The organism is Mycobacterium sp. M23085, from assembly GCF_045343915.1.
GTDB lineage: Bacteria > Actinomycetota > Actinomycetes > Mycobacteriales > Mycobacteriaceae > Mycobacterium.
Genome location: NZ_CP174280.1, coordinates 784,565 through 797,408 on the forward strand (window position 1 = coordinate 784,565; position 12,844 = coordinate 797,408).

Genomic DNA, 12,844 nt, shown 5'->3' on the forward strand with positions numbered 1-12,844 from the left:
TCGCGTCGAAAAGCCACAGCAGCACTTCCGTTGCCGGGGTGACGGCCCCGACGGCCCGTTCGGAACCGACCTAGGTGGGCCTCGCCCCTCGCCGAGGCCCACCGACCGAGAGGTGCGGCCGGTTCAGTCGCCGAACGATCGGGTGATGCAGACCTGGTCTGACGCAGAGACATTCAGCCCCGGTGTGTCGTTGCCGATGGAGTCGCCGGCGACCCGGAGAAGCCAACTCGGTTCGCTACAGGCGGCACTACAGCCGTCCAGGAGCACTGCGGTGAGAGCCAGGGTCAACGCAAAAACGAATCTCTTGAGACCCGCCATCAGGCACCCCTTAGTCGAGGCGAACACGTGTCTGACCGCCCGGTCGAACACGTGTTAAATAACCATAACGATCCATTCGCAAACCCGATCACAACCCGATAACAAGAACTGTTATCAGAATCGGAAAGTTGCGGGGGCGAAAACGCTGATTTTCTTGAAGAGGCCCGGCGACCTCGCTGCTCAGCGGCTACGCTTGCACCCGTGGCGGCCAAGCATTGTGGTGGCCCACCAAGACGCCTCGACGGCTCCTCGGAGCGCCCGGACTGCGTGGCCGCGGCGCGGGCCCAGTCACGCGACCGCAACCAGCACTATGCCGACAGCGCCGCACGCCAGTATCGAGTGCTCACCATCGCGGCCTGGCTGGCCGTGGTCGTCAGCACCAATTTCGTGGTGCTGCAAGTGGTCACCGGTGCCTGGATATGGCAGATGCTCGTGCTCAACGCCGTCTCGGCGTTGATCTTCGCGAGCGTGCCGTGGCTGCACCGCTTCGGCGACCTGGTGGCACCGCTCACTTTCATCGGCGCGGCCTACGTCGCGGTCTTTGCCAGCTGTTGGGATGCGGGCACCGCCTCGGGTGCGCAGTACTTCTTGGTGGTGGGCGCCTGTTTGGTGGTCCTGGTACTGGGGCTTGACCACATCGTGTTGGCCGGGATCCTGGCGGCGATCGCCGCCGGCCTGGTCATCGCGCTGGAATTTCTCGTCCCCCGCGATACCGGCCTGGTCCCGGGCTGGGCGCAGTCCATGATGTTCGTCGTCACGATCGTCTCCGCCTGCGTCATGGTGTTCATCACGGTCTGGTACGCGCTGCGCGACACGCAGCGCGCCGAGACGGTGATGGAGTCGGAGTACCAGCGGTCGGAGGCGCTGCTGGCCAACATGTTGCCGGGCAGCATCGCTGAGCGGCTCAAGAGCGCCGACCGCAACGTCATCGCCGACAAGTACGACGAGGCCTCCGTCCTGTTCGCCGACATCGTCGGCTTCACCGAACGCGCCAGCAGCACTGCACCCGCCGACCTGGTGCGGTTCCTGGACCGGCTGTACAGCGCCTTCGACGAATTGGTGGACAAGCACGGGCTGGAGAAGATCAAGGTCAGCGGCGACTCCTACATGGTGGTCAGCGGGGTCCCGCGGGCGCGGCCGGATCACGCTTTCGCCCTGGCCGATTTTGCCCTCGATATGGCCAATGTTGCTGCGGCACTGCGTGATCCGCACGATCAGGCGGTCCCGTTGCGGATGGGCATGGCCTGCGGACCCGTCGTCGCCGGCGTCGTGGGTTCGCGCCGGTTCTTCTACGACGTGTGGGGCGACGCCGTCAACGTCGCGTCGCGGATGGAATCCACCGATTCGGTGGGACGAATCCAAGTGCCCGAAGCGATGTACGAACGCCTGAAACACGACTTCGTGCTGCAGGAGCGCGGCCGGATCGAGGTCAAGGGCAAGGGCGTTATGCGCACCTGGTATCTAATCGGCCGACGGGCCGGCGAAGAACCCACCGACCTGCGCGCCGAGCACCCGAGCACGGTCCACGTCTGATCAAAGTCCCTGTACCACAGCTCGCGTTTGTGCCAGACTTCGGCCATGACTATCTCCCCTGGCGCTCCTGGAACCCACCCCGTTCCGAGCTTGCTGCCACATCTGTGGAAATCCGCTCTGCTGTCGGGAATTCTGTCTCTTGTCCTCGGCGTCCTGGTGCTGGCCTGGCCGGGAATTTCCATTCTGGTCGCCTCCGTCGCCTTCGGCATTTATCTGTTGATTACCGGTGTCGCGCAGGTCGTCTTCGCGTTCTCGCTGCATGTCTCGGCGGGCAGCCGGATCCTGCTCTTCATCAGTGGCGCGGCGTCGTTGATCCTGGCGGTGTTGGCATTCCGTCATTTCGGTCAGGGGTACGCAATCCTGCTGCTGGCCATCTGGATTGGCATCGGGTTCATCTTCCGCGGTGTCGCCACAACGGTTTCGGCCATCAGTGACCCGCACCTGCCCGGTCGGGGGTGGAACATCTTCGTCGGCGTGATCAGCCTGCTCGCCGGCCTCGTCGTGCTGGCCTCACCGTTCGCATCCATCGTCACGCTGGCGATCGTGGTCGGCGCCTGGTTCATCGTCATCGGCGTGTTCGAGATCATCTCGTCGTTCGGGATCCGCAAGGCCTCCAGGACCCTCGCCCCAGCTGAGCAGGTCCGGTAGCGGAGGCGCCGACTCGTCTACTACACTCTGTCGTAGCCGTTGGTCGGCCCTCCGCAGTCTCGGGAGATGACAGATGAATGTCGTCGACATTTCGCGGTGGCAGTTCGGTATCACGACCGTCTACCACTTCATCTTTGTGCCGCTCACCATCGGTTTGGCGCCGCTGCTCGCCATCATGCAGACGGTGTGGGTGGCCACCGGTAACACCGCCTGGTACCGACTGACCAAGTTCTTCGGCAAGCTGTTCCTGATCAACTTCGCCATCGGCGTGGCGACGGGGATCGTCCAAGAATTTCAGTTCGGCATGAATTGGTCGGAGTACTCGAAGTTCGTCGGCGACATCTTCGGTGCGCCACTGGCGATGGAGGGTTTGTTCGCCTTCTTCTTCGAGTCCACGTTCATCGGGTTGTGGATCTTCGGCTGGAGCCGACTGCCCAAGCTGATCCACCTGGCCTGCATCTGGATCGTCGCCTTCGGGGTCAACGCGTCGGCGTTCTTCATCATCGCGGCGAACTCGTTCATGCAGCACCCGGTCGGTGCGCATTACAACCCGGCTAAGCGACGCGCCGAGCTGGACGACATCTTCGCCCTGCTGTCGAACAACACTGCGCAAGCGGCGTTTTCACACACCGTGACCGGCGCGCTGCTGGTTGCCGGCACGTTTGTCGCCGCCGTCAGCACATGGTGGATGGTGCGGTCACCCAAGTCGGGATCCACCGCGCCCGAGGCACAAACCGAGGCCCGCAACATGTTTCGCCCGGCGGCCCTGCTGGGCTGCGGGGTGGTGTTGCTCGCCACCGTCGTCCTGTTCTTCACCGGTGACCGGCAGGGCAAGCTGATGTTCGTCCAGCAGCCGATGAAGATGGCGTCGGCGGAGTCGTTGTGCCACTCCCAGACCGACCCCGACTTCTCGGTGCTGACGATCGGAACGCACAACAACTGCGGCAGCGTCTCCGAGGTCATCAAGGTGCATTACGTGCTGCCGTTCCTGGCTGAGGGCAAATTCAGCGGCGTGACACTGCGCGGGGTGGACGAGTTGCAGCAGGAGTACCAGCAGCGTTTCGGACCCGACGACTACCGGCCGAACCTGTTCGTCACCTACTGGTCCTTCCGCGCGATGGTCGGATTCCTGGCGATCCCTGTGTTGTTCGCGCTGACCGTGCTGTGGGTGACCCGCCGGGGGCGGACACCCAGCAGCCGTTGGATGTCCTGGTTCGCCCTGCTCACCATCCCCACCCCGTTCCTGGCCAACATCTCGGGGTGGGTGTTCACCGAGATGGGCCGCCAGCCGTGGGTGGTGGCACCGAATCCCACTGGGGACCAATCGGTTCGGATGACGGTCCGCGAAGGGGTCTCGCATCACGTGCCCGGCATGGTCATCACATCCCTGGTGACGTTCACCCTCGTCTACGGGCTGCTCGCCGTCCTCTGGTTCTTCCTGCTCAAGCGCTACACCGTCGAAGGGCCGCTGGAACACGACGCGGAGCCCGCTCCCGCCCAGGCTCCCAGCGATGACGAGGTGGCACCTCTGTCCTTCGCCTACTGACGAGGGCCCACCCGACGCCCAAAGGAGTTGAGACCATGGGACTGCAGGAAGTGTGGTTCGGCATCATCGGGGTGCTGTTCCTGGGTTTCTTCATCCTCGAGGGGTTCGACTTCGGGGTGGGCATGCTGATGGAGCCGTTCGCGCGCGTCGGCGTCGGTGAACCCGAACCGCTGCGCCGCACGGCGCTCAACACCATCGGACCGGTGTGGGACGGTAACGAGGTTTGGCTGATCGTCGGCGGCGCCGCGATGTTCGCCGCGTTCCCCGCCTGGTACGCCACCGTGTTCTCCACGCTGTACCTGCCGCTGTTGGCGATCCTGTTCGGCATGATCGTGCGAGCGGTGGCGATCGAATGGCGCGGCAAGATCGATGACACCAAATGGCGCGGGTGGGCCGACGCCGGCATCGCGGCCGGGTCGTGGCTGCCAGCCGTCTTGTGGGGCGTCGCGTTCGCCATTCTGGTGCGCGGCCTCCCGGTCGAAGCCGACGGCCGCATCCACCTGTCGATCACCGATGTGCTCAACGCCTACACGCTGCTGGGCGGCCTGGCCACCGCCGGGTTGTTTCTGTTCTATGGAGCGACGTTCGTGGCGCTGAAGACCTCCGGCGCCATCCGCGAGGACGCGTACCGATTCGGCGTCTGGTTATCGCTGCCGGTCACCGGACTGGTTGCGGCATTCGGGCTTTGGACGCAACTGGCGCACGGCAAGGACTGGACCTGGCTGGTGCTGTTGGTGGCGGTGCTGGCGCAGCTGGCGGCGGTGCTGTTGGTGTGGCGGCGCGCGTCCGACGGCTGGGCCTTCGCCTGCGTGGCGCTGGTGGTCGCGGCCGTGGTGATCCTGCTCTTCGGCTCGCTGTATCCGAATTTGGTGCCCTCGACGCTGAACAAGCAATGGAGCCTGACCATCTACAACGCCTCCTCCACCCATTACACCCTCAAGGTCATGACGTGGGTGACGGCCTTGATGGCCCCGTTGACGGTGATCTACCAGGCCTGGTCGTATTGGGTCTTCCGGCAACGGATCTCGGCCGACCGGATACCGGCGTCCATCGGCCTGGCAAGGCGCGCATCCTGAGCGGAACGGACCCTGCGAGCCGGGCGCCGCTCGACCCGAGACTGTGGCGAGCGTCGGCGGCGGTGCGCCGCTACCTGGTCGCCGCGGTGGTTTGCGGCGTGCTGATCTCGGTGTGCGCGATCGGCTCGGCGATCGTGCTGGCGCGCATCGTCGCCGGCGTCGTCGGTGATCCCTCCGCGCGCAGTCCGCACGCCTGGCTGGTACCGCTGTCAATCCTGTTGTCGCTGTGGGCGGTCCGCACGGTGACGCACTGGCTGCAGGCCCGGCTGGGGCAACGGGGCGCCAGCGCGATCATCGCCGATCTGTCCGGGCAGGTGCTCGCCGCGGTGACCGCCAGACAACCGAGCGAACTGGCAGCCCAACGCGACAGCGCCGCCGTCGTGGTCACCCGCGGGCTGGACGGCTTGCGCCCCTACTTCACCGGCTACCTGCCGACGCTGCTGCTCGCCGCGCTCCTGACCCCGGCCACCGTCGCCGTGATCGCGGCCTATGACCTGAAATCGGCCGCGGTCGTGGCGATTACGCTGCCACTGATACCGATCTTCATGGTGCTGATCGGACTGGCAACCGCTGACCGTTCAGCCGCGGCCCTGGCCGCGATGACGACGCTGCAGGCCCGGTTGCTGGATTTGATTGCCGGCATCCCCACCCTGCGGGCGCTCGGACGCAGCTCGGGCCCCGAACGTCGCATCGCCGAACTTGCTGCCGCGCACCGCCGCTCGGCCATGGCGACATTGCGGATCGCATTCTTGTCGGCCTTGGTGCTGGAGCTGTTGGCCACCCTCGGGGTGGCGTTGATCGCCGTCGGAATAGGCTTCCGGTTGGTGTTCGGTGAGATGACCCTGACCACCGGCTTGACGGTCCTGCTGCTGGCACCGGACGTCTACTTGCCGCTGCGCCGCATCGGCGTGGAATACCATGCCGCCCAAGACGGCAGGACCGCCGCCGGTGCGGCGTTCGCCCTCATCGGCGAGCCGACCGCGTCGACGGCCAGCATTCAAACGGTTACCGCGCGGGGCGCACGGATTCGCCTCGACCATTTGACCGTGGACGGTCGCGACGGCCGGGCGCCGCGCGATCTGAGTGCGGTCATCGAGCCCGGCTCGGTGACGGTGCTGACCGGGCGTAACGGCACGGGCAAGAGCACCGCCCTGCAGGTGGTAGCCGGCATCAGCGTGCCCTCGTCGGGCCGGGTTCTGGTGGACGGCATCGATGTCGCCGACCTGGAACCGACCGGGTGGTGGGCGCAGCTGTCCTGGCTGCCGCAGCGCCCGGTGCTCGTGCCCGGCACCGTCAACGACAACCTGGCGCTGCTCGGGAACCTCGAGGACGTCGAAAGGGCTTGTGCCCATTCAGGATTCGACGCGGTGCTGGCCGAGCTGCCCGACGGGGGCAGCACCGAGCTCGGGCGCGGCGGTGCCGGGTTGTCGCTGGGGCAGCGCCAACGGCTGGGCCTGGCCCGAGCGCTCGGCTCGTCGGCCGCCGTGCTGTTGCTCGACGAGCCGACCGCCCACCTGGACGCGGACACCGAGCAGCGCGTGTTGCGGGCCATCGCCGAGCGGGCCCGCGCCGGCGCGACCGTGATCGTCGTCGGCCACCGCGCGCCGGTCCTGGCCATCGGCGACCAGGTCATCGAAGTCGTCGCCGACCGGGGGGTGTGCTGTGCCCGGGCCTGACTGCGCGACGGGCCGCCGCCACGAGCCCCTGTTCGCTGCCGTCGACCTGCTGCGCCCGCGGCTGCCTCGCATCCTGGCGGCGATTGCGCTCGGGGTGCTCTCGCTGGGTAGCGCGCTCGCCTTGGCCGGTGTTTCAGCGTGGCTGATCACGCGCGCCTGGCAGATGCCGCCCGTGCTGGACCTGTCGGTTGCGGCGGTGGCGGTTCGCATGTTCGCGATCTCGCGCGGCGTGCTGCACTACTGCGAGCGACTGGCCACCCACGACACGGCCTTGCGCGCGGCCGGTACCGCGCGAGTACGGATCTACCAACGGCTGGCCCGCGGCCCGGCGGCGGCCGCCGTTCGGCTGCACAGCGGCGAATTGGTGGCCGGGGTGGGTGCGGACGTCGACGAGCTGGCCAACGTCCTGGTGCGCGGCCTGGTGCCGATCGGCGTCGCGGTGGTGCTGGCGCTGGCGGCAACTGTGGTCGTCGCGGCCATTTCACCTGCGGCGGCCGTCGTGCTGGCCATCTGCCTGCTGGTCGCCGGGTTTGTCGCTCCCCGGCTTGCGGGCCGGGCCGCCGCGGCCCAGGAAGACGTTGCACGCCAACATCGTTCGCAGCGCGACACATCGGCGATGATCGCCCTCGAACACGCTCCGGAGCTTCGGGTGGCCGGCCTGCTCCCGGATGTCATCGCCGAATCGCAACGCCGTCAACGCGCTTGGGGCGACGCCTTGGACGCCGCCGCCAAACCGGCCGCCATTGCCGAGGCGATGCCGACCGCGGCGATCGGCGCGAGCGTGCTGGGCGCGGTGGTGGCCGCGATCGGGCTGGCGCAGGCGGTCGCACCCACCACGCTGGCCGTGCTGATGCTGCTGCCGCTGTCCGCCTTCGAAGCGATGACGCCGTTACCGGCCGCCGCCGTGCAACTGACGAGGTCGCGGATCGCCGCGCGCCGGCTGCTCGAACTGACCCCGCCCGAGCCCGCGGAGAACGCCGCGGCGAGCGCGTGCACCCCGGTCGGCACCGGACGGTTGTCGGCCGACGTGCGGGCCGGTCACGACGACGCGGCGCACTCGAGGCGGATAGCGGTGGATCTGCCGCCGGGTGCTCGGCTGGCCGTCACCGGCGCCAGCGGTTCGGGGAAGACCACGCTGCTGATGACTCTCGCTGGACTGCTGCCGCCGCTGGCTGGGCGGGTGCGGCTGGACGGTGCCGCCGTGGATGAAATCGGTGAAGCCGACTTGCGCGACGCGATCGGGTTTTTCGCCGAGGATGCCCACGTATTCGCCACCACCGTCCGAGACAACCTGTTGGTCGCGCGCGGTGACTGCCCCGACGACGAATTGACGGCGGCTCTGGACGCGGTCGGCCTGGGCCGCTGGCTATCCGGGCTGCCCGACGGTTTGGCCACGGTGCTTGCCGGTGGGGCGCAGGCTCTTTCGGCCGGCCAGCGCAGGAGGCTACTGCTGGCGCGGGCGGTGATCTCGCCTGCCCGGATCGTGCTGCTCGACGAGCCGACCGAACACCTCGACGTCACCGACGCCGGACAGATCCTGCGCGACCTGTTGGCCCCGAGTTCGGCGCTGATGTCCGCGCAGCGGACGGTGGTGGTGGCGACTCACCACCTGCCCAAGGGCCTTGACTGCCCCGAACTACGCGTCAGAGGTGTCGCCGACGCGGCATGAACTCCAGCGTCAACAGCACGAACAGCAACGGGATGAGCTGCGTCACCGAGATCACTGCGTAGCGCCGGGCGTCGAGGGCGTGCCACTTCCGCACATACCGGTACAGCGACTCGAGGGCGATCAGCGGATCCAGAACGTGGGTCAACCGGTAGAGGATGGCCTGGGTCCAGCCCCGGTTCTTGTCGTCGAAGATTTCGGGGAATGCCGCGAACGCGAGCGATACCCGCTGTGCGCCTGTCTCTTTGCCTGCCATGATCATGTCGACGCTGAGCCGCTCGTCGAGCCCGTTCGGGGCGTTGCGTCGCCGCCACGGCACGTCGAGGGTGATCTCGCTGCCTCCGCCCGCGGTGGCGTACCGGTGGAATGCCTGAACTTTCCCCGTTTTGTCCCTGGCGATGATCAGCTGTATTCCGGGGAATCGACCTTCCAGCACGCCGTCGAGGTTCATGTGGAATCCACGGTCGGCGTGGGCGCCCTTGGACGAGTCCCGCACCACCTCGGTGAGCTCGGCCAGCAGTTTGTCGTCGAGCTCCTGCTCGGACACGATTTGGGTTGTCACACCGCAATTGTGGGTGCGCTGCACCGCTTGTCGCAGGTTGCGGAATTTGCGGCCCACCATGTCGAAGTTGGCCACGTCGACCACCACATCGCGGCCAATCGGTATGGGCCGCAACGACTGTCCCAAGACCGCCGGATCTTTCCACAGCTCCAGCCGTCGCTCGCTGCACCCCACCACCGCGATGCGCCATCCGTGGGCGTGGCAGGTAGCCGCGAAATCGGCGACCAGTTCGGCGAAGTGCGCCTCGTCACCGATCGGGTCACCACTGACCACCGCGATTCCCATCCGCGTCCGGTAGGCGAGTGCCGCCGTGCCGTCGGCGGTGAAGTGATAGCTCTTGCCGGTCTGCATGGTGAACGGCGCGAGCGCGTCGCCGCTGGTCGCGTCGATCAACTTCCACACCCGCGGCAGGTCAGCGGGCCGCGGATACGAGGTGGTCGGCCACATCAACACCATGCCCGAGCTGGCCATCACCACGTCGCCCAGCAGATCGAAGGACAGCACGTGCAGGCCCAGTCCGGCCAGCACGAAAAAGGCGGCGGCGACTGCATGCATCGTGGTCACCGGCCGGCCCAGGAAGATGCCGCGCGCCATCCAGGCCACCGCCACCAGCACAGTCAGCGACCAGGCCAGCCGGTCGGTGTAGTGCCAACTCGGATGGGTGTGGTGCCGAGCCAGTATCTCGATGAACCAGCACGCCGCGCCGAACAGCGCCAGGGCGCCGATCAGGCGGGCCGCGAGCGAATCGACCGACACCACAACGCGTTCGCGCGCGCGGGGTCTCGCTGCCGCGACGTCCACTACCGGTCCGTTCACACTCACCTCCCGATGCGCTGAACAACAGCTGGGCGGCTTGATCGCCGCCTCTGCACCGAATACCCGGCTAGGTCAAAGCTACGCCCGATGACGGTCGTTTCAAGGGCGAATTCGCGCGGAGATTTTGCTGCAATTAGGTCACGTTTCAGCGGCCGGAAGAGGGGAAGTATTTCAGCACGCCCTCTTGCACGACGGTGGCCAGCGGTTGCCCGGCCCGATCGAAGAAGTGCCCGGTACCGAGACCGCGCGAATCCGCCGCCACCGGCGACGATGTGGAGTACAACACCCAGTCGTTGAAGTTGACCTGCCGGTGAAACCAAATGGAATGATTGGCCGAAGCGGCGAATATGCGGTCGAATCCCCAGGAAAGACCGTGCGTGGTGATAACCGAGTCCAAAACCGTGGTGTCCGATGAATACACCATTGTCGCCGTGTGCAATACGGGGTCGTCCGGAAGTTCTCCCAAGGCCTTCACCCAGACCCGGTTGTGCGGCAGCCGATCGCCTTTCGTGCGCATCACCCAGGCCGGGTCGTTGGTGTAACGCCATTCGATGGGCTGCAGGGCGTTGACGAAGTGCGGAACGGTCTCCTCGTAGCCGCGCAGCAGTTCGCCGATGGTGGGCTGGGTGTGCGGGTCGGCCACCTCCGGCGGCTCGATGCCGTGTTCCAGGCCGCGGCCGCCGGCCATGTAGGAGATCAGCGCCGAGCACAGCAACGTGCCGTCCTGCATCGCATCGACGCGCCGGTTGGCGAAGCGGCGCTCGTCACGCAGCCTGGTCACCCGGAATTCGATGTCCTTGGCGGTGTCTCCCCCGTTGATGAAGTGCACCGACAGCGCGCTCGGCGGCAGCTCGTGGCGAACCAGGCTGCGACTGCTCGCGACGAACGATTGCGACATCAGCTGGCCGCCGAAGGTGCGCATCGGATTCTTGCTGGGATGCGAGCCGATGAACAGGTCGTCGTCGACACGGTCGAGGTCGAGTGTGGCCAGCAGTTCGGTGAAGTCCGAATGGGTCTGAGTCGCGGCTTTTGCCACCGCGTTCGGCTCTTGAGACTCACAGCCGGCCGGCACACGCTCTCCTCTAGTTAGACGTCGTCCTCCCCGATCCGGTGCACATGGATGAGGTTGGTTGACCCTACTGTGCCAGGTGGCGCGCCGGCGACGATGACCACCAGGTCGCCGCGCTTGTAGCGACCGAGTTCCAGCAGCGACTTGTCGACCTGGCGGATCATGCCGTCGGTGGAGGTCATCATCGGGACGATGAATGTTTCGGTGCCCCAGGTCATGGCCAGCTGGCTGCGCACCTCCGGCCACGCGGTGAAGGCGAGCAGCGGCAGCGGGGTGTGCAGGCGGGCGAGGCGCTTGACCGTGTCACCGGACTGGGTGAATGCGACCAGTGCCTTGGCGTCGAGCCGCTCGCCGATGTCGCGGGCCGCATACGAGATCACCCCGCGTTTGGTGCGCGGCACGTGCGTCAGCGGCGGCGCGGCCGTGGAATTGTCCTCGACCGCGCAGATGATGCGCGCCATGGTGCGAACGGCCGCCAGCGGATACTTCCCCACCGACGTTTCCCCGGACAGCATCACCGCGTCGGCGCCGTCCAGGACGGCGTTGGCGACGTCGGAGGCCTCGGCCCGGGTCGGCCGTGAGCTCTCGATCATCGAATCGAGCATCTGGGTCGCCACGATCACGGGTTTCGCATTCTCCCGGGCCATCTGGATGGCCCGCTTCTGCACCAGTGGAACCTCTTCCAGGGGCAGCTCAACGCCCAGGTCGCCGCGGGCCACCATGATCGCGTCGAACGCCAGCACGATGGCTTCGAGATTGTCGACGGCCTCCGGCTTCTCCAGCTTCGCGATCACCGGCACCCGCCGGCCGACCCGGTCCATCACTTCGTGCACCAACTCGACGTCGGACGGCGACCGCACGAAGGACAGCGCGACCAGGTCGACGCCGAGTTCCAGCGCGAAGGTGAGATCCTCGATGTCCTTCTCCGACAGGGCCGGTGCGGACACGTTCATCCCGGGCAGCGAGATGCCCTTGTTGTTGCTGACCGGGCCGCCCTCGACGACCGTGCAGATGACGTCGTCACCCTCGATGCCGTCGATCACCAGGCCGACCTTGCCGTCGTCGACCAGGATCCGGTCACCGACGGCGGCGTCCTCGGCCAGCTTCTTGTAGGTGGTCGACACGCGGTCGTGGTCGCCCTCGCAGTCGGCGACGGTGATCCGCACCGTTTCACCGTCGGCCCAGTAGGTGGGCCCGGTGGCGAAACGGCCCAGCCTGATCTTGGGGCCCTGCAGGTCGGCGAGCACTCCGACGGCGCGGCCGGTGGCGTCGGACGCGGACCGGACCCGCTCGTAGGCGGCTTTGTGATCGGAGTAGTCGCCGTGGCTGAAGTTCAGCCGGGCGACGTCCATTCCGGCCTCAACCAGGGCCAGGATCGATTCGTCCGAACTGGTCGCAGGGCCAAGGGTGCAGACGATCTTTCCGCGTCTACTCACGCCGACCCAGCATAGTCGTGTGTCTCCCCCACGGCCCGCAGATTGCCGTCGCCGCGGAGTGTGCTTTTACCCACCAAGAACGGTGGGAGACAGCGGGAAGGCGGGCAGGTTACGCAGCACCGTCCATGCGATGGTCGCGGCCACGACCGTCAACAACGCCGCTCTGGGCGGCAACGCCTTGCAGCGGGAGCGCCGCGCCAGCACCCACGCCGCCAGCAGCGGTATTCCTACCAGCACGTAAACGTTGTCGTGAATGCCGGCCATCAGGTCACCGTGCAACAGGTCATGGGTCATCCGCAGGCCGCCGCAAAAGGGGCAATTCCAGCCCGTGAGCCACTTGAACGGGCACGGCGGGTAGATCGAACTCGGGCTGTGCGGGTCGACCAGCGCGACGTAGCCGAGGGCGCCGCCCAGCGCCATCCCGGTCCCGGCCGCGATGGGCAGGCGATGGCGCCGCAGGCCGTGCGGATCGGGTTGCCTTAGAGCGTGCGCGGGTGC

Annotated in this window: 9 protein-coding genes and 1 pseudogene; 6 read left to right on the top strand and 4 right to left on the bottom strand. The window is 66.9% G+C overall.

Annotation, left to right across the window (positions count from 1 at the left end):
• Nucleotides 1-519: 519 nt before the first annotated feature.
• From ACIUM1_RS03245 to cydC, 6 genes and pseudogenes are all read left to right on the top strand, one after another.
• The gene (locus ACIUM1_RS03245; protein WP_406815857.1) at nucleotides 520-1,851 is read left to right on the top strand and encodes an adenylate/guanylate cyclase domain-containing protein; all 1,332 of its coding nucleotides are present in this window, start codon (nucleotides 520-522) and stop codon (nucleotides 1,849-1,851) included.
• Between the two features lie 45 nt (nucleotides 1,852-1,896).
• Nucleotides 1,897-2,499 (top strand): HdeD family acid-resistance protein, encoded by a 603-nt coding sequence (locus ACIUM1_RS03250; protein WP_406815858.1) that lies wholly within the window; start codon nucleotides 1,897-1,899, stop codon nucleotides 2,497-2,499.
• 73 nt (nucleotides 2,500-2,572) lie between these two features.
• Nucleotides 2,573-4,045, top strand: coding sequence for a cytochrome ubiquinol oxidase subunit I (locus ACIUM1_RS03255; RefSeq protein WP_406815859.1), 1,473 nt, complete (start codon nucleotides 2,573-2,575; stop codon nucleotides 4,043-4,045).
• A 35-nt stretch (nucleotides 4,046-4,080) separates the two neighbouring features.
• Nucleotides 4,081-5,121, top strand: coding sequence for a cytochrome d ubiquinol oxidase subunit II (gene cydB, locus ACIUM1_RS03260; RefSeq protein ID WP_406815860.1), 1,041 nt, complete (start codon nucleotides 4,081-4,083; stop codon nucleotides 5,119-5,121).
• Nucleotides 5,122-5,183: 62 nt separating this feature from the next.
• Nucleotides 5,184-6,797 carry a thiol reductant ABC exporter subunit CydD gene (gene cydD, locus ACIUM1_RS03265; RefSeq protein ID WP_406815861.1) on the top strand — a complete coding sequence of 538 codons (1,614 nt, stop codon included), beginning with the start codon at nucleotides 5,184-5,186 and terminating at the stop codon, nucleotides 6,795-6,797.
• A pseudogene (cydC, locus tag ACIUM1_RS03270) lies at nucleotides 6,784-8,528 on the top strand (thiol reductant ABC exporter subunit CydC). Before cydD ends, cydC begins: the two are co-directional and overlap by 14 nt.
• On the opposite strand, the gene ACIUM1_RS03275 reads toward cydC, so the two are convergent.
• From ACIUM1_RS03275 to ACIUM1_RS03290, 4 genes are all read right to left on the bottom strand, one after another.
• Entirely contained in the window at nucleotides 8,441-9,841 is a 1,401-nt protein-coding gene (locus tag ACIUM1_RS03275; RefSeq protein ID WP_406815863.1) for a bifunctional lysylphosphatidylglycerol flippase/synthetase MprF, read from the bottom strand. The pseudogene cydC and the gene ACIUM1_RS03275 overlap by 88 nt on opposite strands.
• Before the next feature lie 145 nt (nucleotides 9,842-9,986).
• Nucleotides 9,987-10,877: an acyl-CoA thioesterase II gene (locus tag ACIUM1_RS03280; RefSeq protein ID WP_406817509.1), complete on the bottom strand. Its 891-nt coding sequence runs from the start codon at nucleotides 10,875-10,877 to the stop codon at nucleotides 9,987-9,989.
• 50 nt (nucleotides 10,878-10,927) lie between these two features.
• Complete coding sequence (gene pyk, locus ACIUM1_RS03285; protein ID WP_406815864.1) at nucleotides 10,928-12,346, bottom strand: pyruvate kinase; 1,419 nt, start codon at nucleotides 12,344-12,346, stop codon at nucleotides 10,928-10,930.
• Between the two features lie 66 nt (nucleotides 12,347-12,412).
• Nucleotides 12,413-12,766 carry a DUF2752 domain-containing protein gene (locus ACIUM1_RS03290; protein WP_406817510.1) on the bottom strand — a complete coding sequence of 118 codons (354 nt, stop codon included), beginning with the start codon at nucleotides 12,764-12,766 and terminating at the stop codon, nucleotides 12,413-12,415.
• Nucleotides 12,767-12,844: the final 78 nt, after the last annotated feature.

Excerpts from the sequence above, each read along its gene's own strand:
- ACIUM1_RS03290 (WP_406817510.1), bottom strand. The coding sequence starts at position 12,766 with ATGGCGCTGGGCGGCGCCCTCGGCTACGTCGCGCTGGTCGACCCGCAC.
- ACIUM1_RS03255 (WP_406815859.1), top strand. The coding sequence starts at position 2,573 with ATGAATGTCGTCGACATTTCGCGGTGGCAGTTCGGTATCACGACCGTC.
- ACIUM1_RS03250 (WP_406815858.1), top strand. The coding sequence starts at position 1,897 with ATGACTATCTCCCCTGGCGCTCCTGGAACCCACCCCGTTCCGAGCTTG.
- cydB (WP_406815860.1), top strand. The coding sequence starts at position 4,081 with ATGGGACTGCAGGAAGTGTGGTTCGGCATCATCGGGGTGCTGTTCCTG.